Source organism: Inquilinus sp. (assembly GCF_057815775.1).
Genome location: NZ_JBYRFX010000946.1, coordinates 1 through 14,685, shown reverse-complemented (window position 1 = coordinate 14,685; position 14,685 = coordinate 1). Strand labels below are relative to the sequence as shown.

The following is a 14,685-nucleotide window of genomic DNA, read 5'->3' as shown; positions in this document are numbered from 1 at the left end:
TCGCGCCTAGTGATACTCACCTTCGAAACCCGGCCCCGTGCCGGGTTTCTTCGTTTTGCGTCCGCCGCTGGGCGGTAGACGGCCTTCCAAGCCGACGAAGATGGGTTCGATTCCCTCAGGACGCTCCACTTGTGCCCGCTCCCCTCGGGCGCATCGGCCAGCGCGCTGCTCCCCTCAGCGCGCTGGCCAACCTATTCCGGAGCATCCGATGGACGCCAAGACATTCCAGGCGGCTACCGCTGTATCCGCTCCGCGCGCGGCTGAATGGGTCGGTCCGGTCTCTGCGGCCATGGAAGAGTTCGGCGTGACCACGCCGGATCAGCAGGCCGCGTTCATTGCCGAATGGGCGCACGAGACCGCCGGCTTCGCGCTCTTGCGCGAGATTTGGGGTCCGACGGCGACGCAGCTCCGTTACGAGGGTCGCGCTGATCTCGGCAACACGCAGCCGGGCGATGGCAAGCGCTTCATGGGGCGTGGATTCCCGCAGCTCACTGGCCGCGCCAATTACACCGCGGCTGGCGCTGCTCTCGGCATTGACCTAGTGAGGAACCCTCAGCTCGTCGAGCAGCCGGCGCTCGCTGCGCGAGTCGGTGGATGGTTCTGGAAGGCGAACAGTCTTAACCGGTACGCCGACAGAGGCGACTTCCTCGGCCTATCGATCCGCATCAACGGCAAGAACAAGGATGGGTTCCCAAACGGTTGGGAAGATCGCCAGCGTCGCTGGACCATCGCCAAGCGTGCGTTGGGTATCTGACGAGTGGATGAGCCCATGGATATCAAGCGCGGCGAAGACTCCAGCTGGCATTTCAAGCTCGGCCCGGTCGAGCGCATCGTCATCGGGGGCGCATTTACGCTGCTAGTCTTCCTGATCAGCTACGTCTTCAGTTCGTTCGACAGCCGGCTCGCGGCGCAGGACAAGACCATGCAGGCCGTGGTGACGTCACAGGCGGTCACGAACGCACAGCTTCAGACGCTCAGTCAGCAACTATCCGACATTCCCGGCCTAACGCGAAAGATGGCCGAGATCGATGTGCGGACAGAGCGCAACACCCAGGACATCCACGAGCTGCAGCAGGTGAGGCACCTCAAATGAAGCTCGTTGACGACGCGCGCAGCTGGTGGAAGTGGCACAGCACTTACGTGTTCGCCGCGCTCGCCGTGCTGCCAGAGGTCTGGATCAGCTCGCCGGAGCTTCAGTCGATGCTTCCCCTGTGGCTGGTAGCGAAGATCGCTCCATTTATCGGTGGCCTTGGCTTCTTTCTTCGTATCCGTGCCCAGGGTCAGAAGCTCCCGCCATCGCGTCCCACGGTTCCAAAGGATGGGAGGCTTCCGCCCGCATGAATCCGATGACCAAGGTTTACGCCATCGTCATTGGCGCTCTGCTTCTGGTGATCACTCTGGTCGCCGGTGGCTGGTACATCTCCAGCCTGCGTAGCGACGTAGCGACCGCCAAGGCGAACCAGGTGATCGCCGAAGGCAATGTCAGCACGTGCGCTAGTGCATTGAAGCAGGCGGATGACGCCACTGCGTCGGCACTCGCCAAGGCTGAGGCCTACCGTAGCCAGGCGCAGGCCATCATCGACGCTGCCACGACACAGAAGGGCAAGAACACTGCCGCTGGCACCGTGTTCGCTTCGAAGCTCACCACGAGCGCCACGACCGCCGACTGCCAGTCCGTTCTGGAGGCCCAGCTATGCCCCGCGCTCTCTGGTTACTGACTTGCTGCGTCGTCCTGCTCACCGGCTGCCCGTCGACGGTGAAGCCCGTCGCGGTGCCGCAGGTGGTACGGGTCGAAGTGCCAGTGTACGTGCCGGTTCCATCCGACCTCACGACGGATTGCCCGATTGCCGAGCCCTCTTCCCTCAAGGTTGAAGAGGTTGTTCGTGTGGCCAACGCACGCAAGGTTGCGCTGCAGAACTGCAACACAGACAAGGCTGCCATCCGCGCCCTTGGCGCGCCCCCAACCACTTCGAAGTAAGTCGGTGGCACGACTCAAGACCTTGGGAAACCGGGTGGCTATGGCGCCTAGCAGGCAGCCATCCACGCACCGCGTATCAGATAGCCGAATGACAGGACGCAGGCTGCAGGCCCGTCGCTTGCGGGTGTGGGCAGCAGACCCGCACTGCAAGCACTGCCTTCGCCTCCTTGCCATGCATGAGTTCGAGCTCGACCACGAGGTGCCGCTGTTCGAGGGCGGTGCGGACACGGATGAGAACTGCCAGGTGCTGTGCCACGAGTGCCACGCGGCCAAGACGGCACGCGACCTCGGGCGCGCGGGCGCAGCCGGCGCTGTCATCGAGGGCACGTGGGTCGAGGTCAAGACGACCGACCGATAGGGTGGGGCGGGTCGAAAGTCTGGGCCGATCCGGACCGGAAACCGACTGTCCTCTCACGCACAGAAAATATCCCCTGTTTGATTAATCGCAGCAGGGGTCGGAAATCAAACGACCCGCGTCCCGCAAGGCTTTGAGGCCCTACGGACGCACCGAGGTGATGCATGCCGCGCGGAGGTCCTCGCCCAGGCGCCGGCCGACCGAAAGGCAGCGGCACGAAGGGCAAGAAAACGTCCGCCCCGAAGGCGGAAACAAAGAAGACGAAGGCTAAGCCGGGAAAGGTGAGAGTTCTTCCGCCTAGTCCGCCGCCGACTGCCGAGGTGTTCGATGGCGAGGTGTTGCCGGCGAACATGAACCCGCTGGAGTACATGCTCCACGTGATGAACAACCGTAAGGCCGAGCCGGAGCGCCGCGACAGGATGGCAGTCGCCGCGGCGCCCTATGTGCACGGTAAGAAGGGCGAGCAGGGCAAGAAGGCTGCGAAGGATGATGCCGCTGCCGCCGTCGGCGGTGCCGGTCGATTCTCTTCTGCACCGCCTCCTCGCCGAAACAACGTGAACTGATCGGATGGAATGGACCACAGCGTGTCCCGACTGGGCAGAACGCCTGGTCGCGGGCAGGTCGATCATTCCCGCGCCCATCTTTCCGGAGGAGGCCGACCGCGCGCTGCGCATCTTCAAGCAGCTCCGGGTCGTGGATTTGCCTGGCAAGCCAACGTTCGGGGAGTGCAGCGACCAGTTCGTATTCGATTTCGTCGCCGCGATCTTCGGCGCCTATGACGCCGAGACTGGCAAGCAGCTGATCCGAGAGTTCTTCCTGCTGATCAGCAAGAAGAACACGAAGTCGACGGTCGCCGCGGGGATCATGTTGACGGCCGTGATCCTCTGCTGGCGAGAGGATGAGGAGCACCTGATCCTGGCGCCGACGAAGGAGGTCGCGGACAACAGCTTCAAGCCGGCAGCTGGCATGGTCCGCGCGGACGAGGAGCTAAGCGACCTGTTCCACGTTCAGGACCACATCCGAACCATCACGCGCCGCGACTCTAAGGCATCGCTGAAGGTTGTGGCTGCCGACACCGAGACGGTCTCGGGCAAGAAGTCCGGAAAGATCCTGGTCGATGAGCATTGGCTGTTCGGCAAGAAGGCGAACGCCCAAGCGATGTTCATGGAAGCCACCGGTGGCCAAGTGTCTCGTGATGAGGGTTGGGTGATCTTCCTCACCACTCAGAGCGACGACCCGCCGGCTGGTGTGTTCAAGGAGAAGCTTCAGTACTACAGGGACGTGCGAGACGGACTGATCGTCGACCGGAAGTCGTTGGGCATCCTCTACGAGTTTCCGCCGGCGATGGTGAAGGCCAAGGCCTATCTCGATCCGAAGAATTTCTACATCACTAACCCGAATCTGGGCCGGTCGGTCAGCGAGGAATGGCTAGGCGACCAGCTGACGAAGAACCTGCCGAAGACGGATGGCTCGCTTCAGCAGTTCCTTGCCAAGCACCTGAACGTCGAGATCGGGCTAAACCTTCGCTCCGACCGGTGGACGGGGGCAGACTACTGGGAGCAGCAGGGGCGCCGCGAGGTGACCCTCGAATATCTTCTCGAATGGTCCGAGGTGATCGACTTCGGCATCGATGGTGGTGGCCTGGACGATCTCCTCGGTGGTAGCGCGATCGGGCGGCACCGAGACACGAAAGAGTGGCTGATATGGACCCACGCGTGGGCCCACCCTTCGGTCCTTGAGCGGCGTATGGAGATCGCGCCTGCACTGCGCGACTTCGCGCGAGATGGTCATCTCACGCTGGTGGAGCGAATCGGCGACGACGTCGACGAGCTGGCCGGCTATGTAGCGCGAATTCACGGCGCGGGCCTGCTCGACATGGCGGGCGTGGATCCCGCGGGGCTCGGCGGCATTCTCGATGCCCTCGAAGCTTCCGGCGTACCAAAGGACAAGATCGTCGGTATCAGCCAGGGCTGGAAGCTCGGCGGTGCCATCAAGACCCTGGAGCGGAAACTGGCAGAAGGATCGGCCTGGCACGGACTCCAACCGATGATGAACTGGTGTGTGGGTAACGCTCGAATCGTCGTCACCAGCAACGCCATAAACATCACGAAGCAGGCCAGCGGCACCGCGAAGATCGATCCGCTGATGGCGGTCTTCAACGCGGCATCGCTGATGAGCCTGAATCCGGCGGCAAGTGCACCTTCGGTGTACGAAACGCGCGGCATCCGCTTTCTCTGAGGACAGGCATGAGCCTTCTCGATATCTTCCGGCGACCGGCAGCGCCGGAGGCCTCGGTTGTGCCCGCGCCAACGCCCGATCCAGAAGTTTCGCCGGTGCCTGCACTCCGCGCTCAGGCGCCCGTCGGGCAGACGTTCGACGGCCTGACGGATCCGGCTCTTCTGGAATATATCCGGAGGGGCGAGGCGGGAGGCATGGGTGGCCGCCACCTTCATTCGCTCCGCAACATGGCGGCGCTGCGCTGCGTCTCGCTCCTTAGCCAGATGGTAGGCATGTTGCCCGTGAACCTTCTGGAGAACGGGCCGGACAAAAAATACGCAGAGGACCATCCTGCATACCGGCTGCTGAAGCTGAAGCCGAACAGCTGGCAGACGCCATTCGAGTTCAAGTCGACCATGCAGATGGTCTGCCTCGAGGAAGGAAACGCATACGCGCGGGTTATCTGGTCGGCAGGTCGCCCCATCGGGATGATCCCGCTTGCGATCGGCTCGACCGTGCCACGGCTAACCAGCCAGTGGGAGATGGTCTACGACTACACCCGACCGGACGGCCAGCTGGTTACGCTCGCTGCAAACGAGGTCTTCCACCTAAAGGACCTGAGCGTCGACGGCGTGCTTGGGATGTCGCGCATGCGCCTCGCGAAGGATGCCCTGGCGCTGGCACGGCAGGCCGAGCGCGCGGCAGACAGGCTTCTTCGCACCGGCGTGATGGCGGGTGGCTCTATCGAAGTTCCCAATGCCTTGAGCGACCAAGCCTACTCGCGGATGACGTCATCGCTGGCCACGGACTACGCCGGCGCCGAGAACAACGGTAAGTGGATGGTTCTCGAGGAGGGCGGTAAGGCCAATAAGTTCGGCTCCACCGCCTCCGACGCCCAGCACATCGAGAACCGGAACGCCCAGATCGAAGAAGTCGCTCGTGCGTTCGGCATCCCGCGCCCACTTCTGATGATGGACGACACCAGCTGGGGCTCGGGCATCAAAGAGTTGAACAAGTTCTTCGTGAGCTACGGCCTCGGGCCGTGGTTCACCAGCTGGGAGCAAGCCGCCGCGCGTGTCTTCCTCCCAGGCAAAGACCTCGACAAATACACGTTCAAGTTCAACGCGAACGCGTTGTTGCGCGGCACGCCGGAAGAACAGGCCGACTACATCGCCAAGTCGCTTGGCGCTGGCGGCCAGGCGCCGTGGCAAACCCAGAACGAGGCACGCGAAACGCTGGATATGCCGCGGTCGAAAGACCCGAACGCGGACCTTCTTCGCAACCCCATGACACAACCGAGGACCGGCAATGAGCCTCCGAAACCTGCCTGAAATTCGCGCTGATCAGCGCCTGAGCGCGGCGGAATTCGATGTGCGGCCGGACGCATTTGACCGGTGGCATCCCGAAGTCCAGGCCGCAAGCGACACTGACACGTCGATCTCCATTTATGACTCCATCGGTGAGAACTGGGACGGCACTGGCATAACCGCCAAGCTCATCAGCTCGATCCTGCGGAACATCGGCGCCGACAAGGATGTAACGGTCAATCTGAACTCGCCCGGCGGCGATTTCTTCGAAGGTGTGGCGATCTACAACCTGTTGCGCGAGCACAAGGGCAAGGTCACGACCCGTGTGGTCGGCCTGGCCGCTTCCGCCGCCTCAGTGATCGCGATGGCTGGTGACGACATCCTCATGGGTGACGGCACCTTCTTGATGATCCACAACGCCTGGACAGTCGCCATTGGCAACCGCCACGACATGGCCGAGGCCGCCGCTCTCCTTGAGCCCTTCGACGCGGCCATGGCCAAGCTCTACGCGAATCGCGCTGGAATTACGGTGGCTTCCGCGGCGGCCCTGATGGACGACGAGACGTGGATCGACGCGGACCAGGCGCTCAAGGATGGTTTCGCCACGGGCCGAATCGACACATCGGACGTCACGCAGACCGAGCCCGCGAAGGCAAGCAACAAGAAGGCCCTCGCAATGGTCGAGGCATCGATGAAGCGCTCGGGCTACTCCCGCGCCGCGCGTCGTGACGCCCTCAAATCCCTTTTCACTGGTACGCCGAGCGCTGCCGATGAACCTGCCATGCCGTGCGCTGGCGCCGACCTCGCGGATTCCCTGCGAGCAGCCTTGTTTACCCTCGGAGTCAACCAGTAATGAATATGAAGCCCAACATCCGCGTCCCGCGCGGCATCCAGTCCGTTCGTGCCGAAGGCGCGAACAACCCGGGCGAGGTCAAAGCCCTCGTCGAGTCCCTGAACCAGGCGTTCGCCACGTTCAAGGCTGAGCACACGAAGCAGCTCGAAGACATCAAGCAGGGTCAGGTCGACGCGCTGCAGGCGCTGAAGGTCGACAAGATCAATGCCGACATCGATCGCCTGCAGGCCGCCGTCGATACCGCGAACACGCAGCTCGCCGCCGCGCAGATGGGCGCTGGTGGCGACGGTCGAAAGCTCCGCGATGCGGACTACAGCGCAGCGTTCCAGGCGCATTTCCGAAGGGGCGCTGTCGAAGCTTCGATGTCGAAGGGCTCGGCACCGGATGGCGGCTACACGGCTCCTGTCGAGTGGGACCGCACCATCACCGACAAGCTCGTGCTGGTGTCGCCGATGCGTCAGGTCGCGCGCGTCCAGTCCATCTCGGGCAATAGCTTCACCAAGCTCTTCAACAAGCGCGGCACGGCCTCCGGCTGGGTCGGTGAGACGGATGCCCGCCCGGCTACCGCTGGCTCGCAGTTCGGATCGCTGCAGTACGACACCGGTGAGATCTACGCGAACCCGGCGGCCACCCAGCAGCTTCTCGACGACTCCGAGGTGGATATCGAAGCCTGGATCGCGGGTGAGGTGGAGCTCGAGTTTGCGCACCAGGAGGGTCTGGCGTTTATCTCGGGGGACGGCTCGAACGGCCGTCCGACCGGCTTCCTCACCTACGTCACCGGTGCCGCGAATGCCGCGAAGCACCCCCTCGGTGCGATCGGCTTGGTGAATACCGGCGCAGCTGCGGCCATCACTGCTGATTCCCTCATCGACCTGGTGTACGCCGTGCCGAGTGCCTACCGCGGTGCTGCGCGATTCCTGATGAACAACACCACCCAGGGCACCGTGCGCAAGCTCAAGGACGGCCAGGGCAACTACCTGTGGCAGCCCTCGACGGTTGCTGGCCAGCCGGCCACGCTCAACGGCTATGCGCTGACCGAGATGCCGGACATGCCGGATGTCGCGGCGAACTCCATGCCGATCTCGTTCGGCGACTTCAATCGGGGTTACCTAGTCATCGACCGCAAGGGCGTGACCGTGCTGCGCGACCCGTTCACCAACAAGCCATTCGTGCAGTTCTACACGACCAAGCGGGTTGGTGGCGGCCTGCTCGACCCGACGCCGATCAAGGTCCTGAAGGTCTCGGCGTAAGCCACCAACCACCAATTGCGGGGCCGGACCTCCCGGCCCCGTTCGGAGAAACGCATGGCAAAGCTTACGAAGGCCTTCCGGGGCGTCAAGAACGGCGACATCTATCCCACCGACTTCGCCCAGGGCGACGACTGCCCGAAGGAATTGGAAGCCGGTGCCAAGGCAAGCGGCGCGCTCAACGGTGCTGTTCAGCTGACCGCCGCCGAGCAGTTTGTGTCGGGCAACGCCGCAGACGTCATCGCGAGCCTGGCCGACCAGAAGGACGCCGAGCTCCTCAACGAAGCTCTCGCTGCTGAGAACGCCAAGCAGAACGCGCGGAAGACGGTGGTTGATGCCATCACCACCGCGATCGCCGCCCTGTCGCAGGACTGATCATGGGCTTGATCACGATTGAGCAGGCGCGCGCTCACTGCCGGGCTGACACCGATGTTCCGGACGAGCAACTTCAGCCATACATCGACGGCGCGGAAAGCGCGGCGTGCGCCTACCTCAATCGTGCTCTTTTCGGCACCCAAGTCGATCTTGACGCAGCATTAGATGAGCTTCCAGCAAAGGCTGCCGCTGCTTCGCAGGCGTATTCCGAAGCCGTGGAAGCCGCCGCGTCCATTGTCGACGCTGACCAGCGCCGAGTGAGCCTTGAGGTTGCCAGTCTGCGGAAGAGCGCGGCCCAAGCGTCCGCCAGTCGCGTGCTGAATGGCATCGTCGCCGCCCCCGGTGTCGTCAGTGCCATCCTGCTGACCCTTGGAAGCCTTTACTCCAACCGTGAGGCAGTAATCGTCGGGGTGCAAGTCGCAGAACTACCACTCGGCGCCTGCGAGCTTCTCCGCCCGCATCGCCTGGTCATGATGCCGTGAGCCTTGCCGCCGGTTCGTTGAATCGCCTTATTACCGTTCAGCGGCACTTGGAGGGGCAGCACGAAGACGGTCAGCCGTTTGACGAATGGCAGGACGTGTTGCCACCGATTTGGGCGAACGTGAAGGGTCAGACCGGGCTCGGCGCGATCAAGGCGGCGACGGACGTGCCGTTGTCGGTGACAAGCTACAGCTTCCGAATTCGGTACCGAATCGGCATCGACGCCGGCATGCGTATCCTCTTCGGGAATGTGCCGTACGACATCACGTCGGTGCAGATGGACGAGGCGGGCCGCGAGTGGACGGACCTAGTCTGTAATCGTGGCGCGAACAATGGCTGACCCCATCCAGACGAAAGTGGACCTTTCGGGCATGCGCGCTGGCCTGGCGCAGCTGAGTGGGCCGCTCCGGGAAAGCCTCGCGCGCTCCATGGCGGTCGCCGGCGGGCAGGTGATTCGCGACGAGGCGAAGATCCGCGTTCCACGAGGTGATGGGCGGCTGGCCTCAGCCCTCTACCTCGCATACAAGCAGCGCCGCTCCACCGAGGATGAGCAGGTCTACTCCGTGACATGGAATGCCAAGAAAGCGCCGCACGGCCATCTGGTCGAGCTGGGTTACTGGCAGCCATACATCGTAGTGAAGACGCGCAAGGGCGAGTACGTGACAACGAACAAGCTGCGCCCTAACGGGCCGAAGCGGATCCCTGCGCACGCTTTCCTTCGTCCCGCACTCGACGCCGCTGGCGGGAGGGCTTACCAGGCCATGCTGAAGCGTGGCAGGGAGCGGCTGTTCGACCTTCTGGCCGATCCTGACGCCGTGGACGAGCAGCAATGACACTCGAAGCGAAGATTCTCGCGACATTGGGCGCTCTCGTTGCCGATCGTGTGTATCCCGATACCGCGCCTGACAACGCGGTCTTCCCGTGCTTCACGTACCAGCAAGTAGGTGGCCGCGACTACAACTACGTCGATGGGTCGCTGCCTGACCACGAGCACGCGCGGATCCAGTTGAACGTGCACGGAAGAGTCAGGAGCGAGGTTAAGCAGCTCGCCCTAGACGCCAAGGCCCTAATGGCGGGTCAACTTCTCGCTGAGGTCATGGGCTCGCTCGCTACGGACTATGACGACATCGCAAAGCTGTACTCAACCCGACAAGATTTCGGCTGCTGGTACCCCCAGTAGCCGCCGCAGCGGCGCCGCTGCAACCACCGAACACCCGGCCATGTGCCGGGTTTTTTCGTTCCACCTCTCGAGAGGACGTCCCATGAGCTCGCTCTTCCCCAACGGTACGAAGTACGCCATCTCGGCCAACCTGGTCGCCGCCGCCCTGATCACGGCAATCTCCAACGCTGACCCAGCTGTCGCGACGGCCGTCGCGCCGCCGGCAGCGAATGCGATCGCCATCCTGACCAGCGGTTGGTCGGACATCAACAACCGTGTTATCCGGGCCCTGAATCCCACGGCCAACAGCTTCGAGATCGAAGGTGTCGATACCACGAGCCTCGTGCAGTACCCGGCGGGCGAGGGTGCCGGCGCCTTCCAGGTGGTTAACACCTGGACCCCCATCGACCAGGTGGCGAGCGTCGCCTCTTCGGGTGGTGATCAGCAGTACTACACCTGGCAGTACGTCGAGGACACCAGCGGCCGGCAGCAGCAGAAGCCGACGGTCAAGAACCCGCTCACCATGACGCTGACGCTCGACTACGATCCGACGAAGCCGTGGTATGCAGCCCTCATCGCGGCGGACCGCGCCCGGGTGCCGGTGGTGCTGCGCGCGATCCTCCCGAGCGGCGACACCATGTACTACTTGGCGTTCCCGTCGTTCAACGAAGTGCCCACCCAGACCGTGAACCAGAACATGCAGAACGTCGCCACGTTCTCGCTGATCAACGCTCCGGCGCGCTTCGCGGCGGTGGCCTGATGTTCGAGGTCAAAGCACCCGCAACCATCCCGGCTACCATCACGGTGACCGGGCAGGGCCGCGAGCAGAAGCTCGTGCTCGTCTACAAGACGAAGACTCGCGACGAGTACCAGGCGCTGCTGGAGAAGCTGCGTGAGGGGAAGGTAGCGATGGTCGACGTTCTGCTCGAGCTGGTCGATTCGTGGGAGGCAGATATCCCGCTTGACCGCGAGGGCATCCTGACCCTGCAGCAACAGCAGCCCATGTGCGACTACGCCATCCTCCTGGGATACGGCGACGCACATACGGTATCCCGCAAGGGAAACTGATCGAGGCGACCCGGGCGCTTTACTGGAAGCGCCCGGGAGCCGCCCAGATGGCCGCCATCGGAACCACCGAGGCGGACTACGAGCGGCCGGAGGTAGATCTCTGGCCGGAAAACTGGCCGGTTGTAAGGCTGTTCACCCAGGTGACCACCCAATGGAGGGTGGGCATGAACGGCCCAACCGGGCTCGACTACAACATCGTGTTTCACGAACTCGACCGCACCGGAGTCGCCGGTGATGCGTACGACGACATGATGGCCGCCCTTCGCGTCATCGAATCCACGGCCCTCGAAGAAATCCATAAGGCGAACACATGACCGGCGAGACGGAAGGAGGCAGCGCACTTCTCGGTGCCGCGCGTGTCGACGTCATCGTCAACACGGATTCGTGGGACGCAGCTATTCAGCGTGGAGAGACCCGTCTCACGCAGATGACTCAGGCCGCTCAGGACGAGTATGCCAAGCTAAACACTGCCGAGAAACGTCGCGTCGACACGCTGCTCAAGCAGGCCGACACCATCGGCTACACGCGAGAGCAGCAGATCCTTTACAACGCTGCTCTGAAGGGCGTTCCGGCGTCCATTCTCGACGAGCTCAAGGGCAAGCTTGCGGGTGCTGCCGCTGAGACACGGAACGCCACGCGTGACGCCGAGGCGCTCGGCAGCGCGCTAAAGTCCGCGTCGTTCAACGATACGCAGTTGTTCAAGGCGAATCAGGCCCTTGCCGACTTCAAGAGCAAGGCTGACGCTGCGCGGCAGGCTCAGGTCGCACTGGCAGCCTCAGCGGAGGATTCCGCTCGCCGAACGGCCGACGCACAACTCAAGGCCTCGTCGTTCAGCCCGACACAGACGTTCCGGGCCAACCAGGGCCTGACGGAGTACAAGGCTCAGCTCGACCAGGCGCGCGTCGCTCAGGACGCCCTCGGCAATTCCGAGGCTGCTGAATCCGCACGCATCAGTGACATGGTCCGCGCCTCGCTGGCGAGGGTTGACGCCGAAAGCAAGGTCATCGCCTCTCAGATGCGGTCGGTGGAGATGACGGACGCCCAGCGGGAAGCCGTCGAGCGGATCAAGTCGTCCCAGACCACGCAGGCGCAGATCAGCGAGCGCGGACAGCGTCAGCTCGACGCCGAGGCGCGTTCCCGTCAGCAGGCTACGGCGGCCACACAAAACGAATCCGCCGAGCTTCGCAAGCTCCTGGGCCAGATCGACCCGACGACGGCGGCCTACGAGCGCCTGGATGCCATCGAAGCTCAGCTACGCGCACACCGTAAGGCTGGAACGATCAGCCAGGACGACTACGAAGGCTACGCTGCCAAGATCGACAAGGCCCGTAACGCTGTGGGCGGTGCCGACGAGGCGCTTTCGCACTTCTCGCTGACCTCGGGCATTGCCCGTCGCGAGATTGGCGTGTTGATCGGCGAACTGGCTCGAGGGGACTTCAACAACTTCCAAGGTTCGTTGATCTCCCTGGCGAACAACACTGGCCTGCTGTCGACACTGCTGTCGCCGGTAGCGATTGGCACCGCAGCCTTTGCTGCGAGCCTGGCCGCGGTGGCCATCGCAGCCGCCGATGCGTACAACGAGGAACAGCGGGTTAACGAGGCGATCGCGGCCTCGGGCAATTTCGCGGGTGTCACCACCGGCAGCTTCGAGAAGCTGGCCAGCGGCATCAGCACGTCGAACGGTCACCTCAGCGAGGCCCGCGACATCCTCGCCGGTTTGGTTACGTCTGGGCGCGTCAGTGCCGACGCGCTGGAGTCGGTCGGCCAGGCTGGCTACGACATTGCCATCCTGACCAAGAAGGGCGCGGACGAGGCGACGCAGGCGGCCCTGCAGATGTTCGACGGCACCGTTGCCGGTGCGCTTAAGGCGAACGATCAGTACCACTTCCTCTCGGAAGCGACCTACGAGCAGATCAAGGCGCTCGAGGAGGAGGGGCGGCAGCAGGACATCGTGCGCGTCACGGCAGAAGCGTTCCATGACTCGGTCGCGCCGCGCATCCAGACCATGACCGATCAGGTTTACGGCCTGGCGAAGGCGTGGGAGGAGGCCAAGCGCGGCACTGCCGACTGGTACGAAACCTTCAAGAATGGCGCCTCGATCCTACTTGGCACGGCGTCGATCGATACCCAGATTGCGGAGCTTCAGGGCAGGCAGGAGGCGGCCCAGAATCGCCAGTACAGCACCATTGGCAAGCTGCGGAACCTCTTCGTCGGATCCAGCATCGTCGACAAAGCGGATAGCTCGTTCGAGTCGTTCAGCCCAGAGGATCAGAAGAAGCTCGCGGACCTGACCGCCCAGCGGGACAAGATCGTCGCCGATGCCGAGGCGCAGTCCCGCCAATCGGCGGATTCTGCCGCCTCGATCTCGGCCGACCAGCGCATCGACCGGATGTCGGACCAGGTCGACAAGGCCCACCAGCTTGCGGCGGCGATCAAGTCGCTGAACGCCGATTTCGACACCCTTTGGGCGAAGTCGAGTGACAACAAGCGCCTGGACGGCGTACAGCGCATCGTCAATCAGGACGGGTCGGCCAGCTTTGCCGGCGGGCAGTACGACAAGCTCAAAGCTGACCTTGAGAAGAAGTACGCCGACAACTCTGCCTCGAAGCTGGGCGATGCCCAGTCGGGCGCGCAGCTTGCCGCCTTCAAGGCGTCGTTGAGCCAGTACACCGATGCGTACAGCAACGCCCAGCGCGAGCTGGATGCACAACGAAAAGCGGGGTCGATCAGCGAAGCCGCTTATTACGAGCAGTCGCGCGCTGAGGTGTGGAAGACGGAGCAGGCGCAGGTCGACGCCCTGCAGGGCGAGATCGCCGTGCTTCAGGCCCGGAAGGTGTCAGGTTCTGAAGCCGCTCGCAATGCTGCGCAAATCGCCGAACTGCAGGATCAGCTCAGCAAGGCGGAGCAGACGGCAATCTCGAAGACCAACGTGCTCACCGAGCAGGAGGCCGGCGCGAAGGCAAAGGCAACGGCCGCGATCAACGCCTATATCCAAGCGCTGGGTCAGCAGACCGCTGCCCGCCAGGCCGAGATCGACCTGCAGGTGCTGGCTGTCAGCATGGGCGACAAGGAGTTCGCGCAGCTATCACGCCTCAACAAGATCAGGCAGGACGCCGCCGACCAGCAGGTGAAGCTCACCAAGCAGTTGAACACGGTGGGCGATGGCGGTATCGATCAGGCGACATACGACGCCAAAACGGAAGAACTGAAGAAGGCCACTGACGCCCGCGTAAAGGCCGAACTCGATGGCCAGGCCCGTATCGATGCCGCGCAAGCCGACTGGAAGAACGGCGCGTTGCGTGCCATGGCTCAGATCAACGATCAGGCCAACGACACGGCGGGTTCGTTCGGGTCGTTCGTCCAGTCCACGTACGGCAGCCTGTCGGACTTCATGGTCAACGCGGCTACGACCGGCAAGGCGAGCATCAAGGATCTGGTGTCGTCGATCCTGAAAGAAGTCGCGCGGCTTGAGGCCAACAAAGCGGCGGCGTCGCTCATCAGCCTTGGCGTCAACTATCTGACCGGAGGTAGCGGTGGGTACGGCGGCACGGGTGGGAGCGGCGGCGTTGACTACAACTCGTCCGGCTTCGTTTCGCACGTGTATGCGAAGGGCGGCGTCGTCGATGGCGCGGCATTGTCGAGCTAT

General features: G+C 63.4%; 20 protein-coding genes. All 20 read left to right on the top strand.

The annotated features are described in order from the left end of the window. Positions 1-208: 208 nt before the first annotated feature. On the top strand, positions 209-754 hold the full coding sequence (locus AC3XYG_RS33825; protein WP_489144280.1) for a glycoside hydrolase family 19 protein: 546 nt from the start codon (positions 209-211) through the stop codon (positions 752-754). 15 nt (positions 755-769) lie between these two features. After that, positions 770-1,093, top strand: a complete 324-nt coding sequence (locus AC3XYG_RS33820) for a hypothetical protein (protein WP_489144279.1) — start codon at positions 770-772, stop codon at positions 1,091-1,093. Continuing rightward, positions 1,090-1,341 carry a DUF7940 domain-containing protein gene (locus AC3XYG_RS33815; RefSeq protein ID WP_489144278.1) on the top strand — a complete coding sequence of 84 codons (252 nt, stop codon included), beginning with the start codon at positions 1,090-1,092 and terminating at the stop codon, positions 1,339-1,341. Before AC3XYG_RS33820 ends, AC3XYG_RS33815 begins: the two co-directional genes overlap by 4 nt. After that, entirely contained in the window at positions 1,338-1,718 is a 381-nt protein-coding gene (locus tag AC3XYG_RS33810; RefSeq protein ID WP_489144277.1) for a hypothetical protein, read from the top strand. The genes AC3XYG_RS33815 and AC3XYG_RS33810 overlap by 4 nt, the downstream gene beginning before the upstream one ends. Next, complete coding sequence (lysC, locus tag AC3XYG_RS33805; RefSeq protein ID WP_489144276.1) at positions 1,694-1,978, top strand: Rz1-like lysis system protein LysC; 285 nt, start codon at positions 1,694-1,696, stop codon at positions 1,976-1,978. Before AC3XYG_RS33810 ends, lysC begins: the two co-directional genes overlap by 25 nt. Positions 1,979-2,018: 40 nt before the next feature. Continuing rightward, entirely contained in the window at positions 2,019-2,336 is a 318-nt protein-coding gene (locus tag AC3XYG_RS33800; protein ID WP_489144311.1) for an HNH endonuclease, read from the top strand. A 317-nt stretch (positions 2,337-2,653) separates the two neighbouring features. After that, complete coding sequence (locus AC3XYG_RS33795; RefSeq protein WP_489144275.1) at positions 2,654-2,896, top strand: hypothetical protein; 243 nt, start codon at positions 2,654-2,656, stop codon at positions 2,894-2,896. Between the two features lie 4 nt (positions 2,897-2,900). Further along, entirely contained in the window at positions 2,901-4,571 is a 1,671-nt protein-coding gene (locus AC3XYG_RS33790) for a terminase large subunit (protein ID WP_489144274.1), read from the top strand. Between the two features lie 8 nt (positions 4,572-4,579). Further along, positions 4,580-5,881 carry a phage portal protein gene (locus tag AC3XYG_RS33785; protein WP_489144273.1) on the top strand — a complete coding sequence of 434 codons (1,302 nt, stop codon included), beginning with the start codon at positions 4,580-4,582 and terminating at the stop codon, positions 5,879-5,881. Further along, entirely contained in the window at positions 5,859-6,710 is an 852-nt protein-coding gene (locus tag AC3XYG_RS33780; protein ID WP_489144272.1) for a head maturation protease, ClpP-related, read from the top strand. The genes AC3XYG_RS33785 and AC3XYG_RS33780 overlap by 23 nt, the downstream gene beginning before the upstream one ends. Further along, a complete protein-coding gene (locus tag AC3XYG_RS33775) occupies positions 6,710-7,960 on the top strand; it encodes a phage major capsid protein (protein ID WP_489144271.1) in 1,251 nt (416 codons plus the stop codon). Before AC3XYG_RS33780 ends, AC3XYG_RS33775 begins: the two co-directional genes overlap by 1 nt. A 54-nt stretch (positions 7,961-8,014) precedes the next feature. Continuing rightward, positions 8,015-8,332: a hypothetical protein gene (locus tag AC3XYG_RS33770; RefSeq protein ID WP_489144270.1), complete on the top strand. Its 318-nt coding sequence runs from the start codon at positions 8,015-8,017 to the stop codon at positions 8,330-8,332. A 2-nt stretch (positions 8,333-8,334) separates the two neighbouring features. Beyond that, positions 8,335-8,814 carry a head-tail connector protein gene (locus tag AC3XYG_RS33765; protein WP_489144269.1) on the top strand — a complete coding sequence of 160 codons (480 nt, stop codon included), beginning with the start codon at positions 8,335-8,337 and terminating at the stop codon, positions 8,812-8,814. Beyond that, positions 8,811-9,152 carry a phage head closure protein gene (locus tag AC3XYG_RS33760; protein ID WP_489144268.1) on the top strand — a complete coding sequence of 114 codons (342 nt, stop codon included), beginning with the start codon at positions 8,811-8,813 and terminating at the stop codon, positions 9,150-9,152. Before AC3XYG_RS33765 ends, AC3XYG_RS33760 begins: the two co-directional genes overlap by 4 nt. Beyond that, entirely contained in the window at positions 9,145-9,645 is a 501-nt protein-coding gene (locus tag AC3XYG_RS33755; RefSeq protein WP_489144267.1) for an HK97 gp10 family phage protein, read from the top strand. The genes AC3XYG_RS33760 and AC3XYG_RS33755 overlap by 8 nt, the downstream gene beginning before the upstream one ends. Further along, on the top strand, positions 9,642-9,992 hold the full coding sequence (locus tag AC3XYG_RS33750) for a DUF3168 domain-containing protein (protein WP_489144266.1): 351 nt from the start codon (positions 9,642-9,644) through the stop codon (positions 9,990-9,992). Before AC3XYG_RS33755 ends, AC3XYG_RS33750 begins: the two co-directional genes overlap by 4 nt. Positions 9,993-10,074: 82 nt before the next feature. Next, on the top strand, positions 10,075-10,731 hold the full coding sequence (locus AC3XYG_RS33745; protein ID WP_489144265.1) for a phage tail protein: 657 nt from the start codon (positions 10,075-10,077) through the stop codon (positions 10,729-10,731). Continuing rightward, entirely contained in the window at positions 10,731-11,039 is a 309-nt protein-coding gene (locus tag AC3XYG_RS33740) for a phage tail assembly chaperone (protein WP_489144264.1), read from the top strand. The genes AC3XYG_RS33745 and AC3XYG_RS33740 overlap by 1 nt, the downstream gene beginning before the upstream one ends. Before the next feature lie 47 nt (positions 11,040-11,086). After that, on the top strand, positions 11,087-11,353 hold the full coding sequence (locus AC3XYG_RS33735; RefSeq protein WP_489144263.1) for a DUF1799 domain-containing protein: 267 nt from the start codon (positions 11,087-11,089) through the stop codon (positions 11,351-11,353). Further along, on the top strand, positions 11,350-14,685 hold a 3,336-nt coding region (locus tag AC3XYG_RS33730), incomplete at its 3' end, for a phage tail length tape measure family protein (RefSeq protein WP_489144262.1). The genes AC3XYG_RS33735 and AC3XYG_RS33730, both read left to right, overlap by 4 nt.

What these genes read in the sequence shown, in the direction of transcription:
- AC3XYG_RS33825 (WP_489144280.1), top strand. Translation starts at nt 209, where the DNA reads ATGGACGCCAAGACATTCCAGGCGGCTACCGCTGTATCCGCTCCGCGC.
- AC3XYG_RS33820 (WP_489144279.1), top strand. Translation starts at nt 770, where the DNA reads ATGGATATCAAGCGCGGCGAAGACTCCAGCTGGCATTTCAAGCTCGGC.
- AC3XYG_RS33815 (WP_489144278.1), top strand. Translation starts at nt 1,090, where the DNA reads ATGAAGCTCGTTGACGACGCGCGCAGCTGGTGGAAGTGGCACAGCACT.
- AC3XYG_RS33810 (WP_489144277.1), top strand. Translation starts at nt 1,338, where the DNA reads ATGAATCCGATGACCAAGGTTTACGCCATCGTCATTGGCGCTCTGCTT.
- lysC (WP_489144276.1), top strand. Translation starts at nt 1,694, where the DNA reads ATGCCCCGCGCTCTCTGGTTACTGACTTGCTGCGTCGTCCTGCTCACC.
- AC3XYG_RS33800 (WP_489144311.1), top strand. Translation starts at nt 2,019, where the DNA reads ATGGCGCCTAGCAGGCAGCCATCCACGCACCGCGTATCAGATAGCCGA.
- AC3XYG_RS33790 (WP_489144274.1), top strand. Translation starts at nt 2,901, where the DNA reads ATGGAATGGACCACAGCGTGTCCCGACTGGGCAGAACGCCTGGTCGCG.
- AC3XYG_RS33785 (WP_489144273.1), top strand. Translation starts at nt 4,580, where the DNA reads ATGAGCCTTCTCGATATCTTCCGGCGACCGGCAGCGCCGGAGGCCTCG.
- AC3XYG_RS33780 (WP_489144272.1), top strand. Translation starts at nt 5,859, where the DNA reads ATGAGCCTCCGAAACCTGCCTGAAATTCGCGCTGATCAGCGCCTGAGC.
- AC3XYG_RS33775 (WP_489144271.1), top strand. Translation starts at nt 6,710, where the DNA reads ATGAATATGAAGCCCAACATCCGCGTCCCGCGCGGCATCCAGTCCGTT.
- AC3XYG_RS33770 (WP_489144270.1), top strand. Translation starts at nt 8,015, where the DNA reads ATGGCAAAGCTTACGAAGGCCTTCCGGGGCGTCAAGAACGGCGACATC.
- AC3XYG_RS33765 (WP_489144269.1), top strand. Translation starts at nt 8,335, where the DNA reads ATGGGCTTGATCACGATTGAGCAGGCGCGCGCTCACTGCCGGGCTGAC.
- AC3XYG_RS33755 (WP_489144267.1), top strand. Translation starts at nt 9,145, where the DNA reads ATGGCTGACCCCATCCAGACGAAAGTGGACCTTTCGGGCATGCGCGCT.
- AC3XYG_RS33750 (WP_489144266.1), top strand. Translation starts at nt 9,642, where the DNA reads ATGACACTCGAAGCGAAGATTCTCGCGACATTGGGCGCTCTCGTTGCC.
- AC3XYG_RS33745 (WP_489144265.1), top strand. Translation starts at nt 10,075, where the DNA reads ATGAGCTCGCTCTTCCCCAACGGTACGAAGTACGCCATCTCGGCCAAC.
- AC3XYG_RS33740 (WP_489144264.1), top strand. Translation starts at nt 10,731, where the DNA reads ATGTTCGAGGTCAAAGCACCCGCAACCATCCCGGCTACCATCACGGTG.
- AC3XYG_RS33735 (WP_489144263.1), top strand. Translation starts at nt 11,087, where the DNA reads ATGGCCGCCATCGGAACCACCGAGGCGGACTACGAGCGGCCGGAGGTA.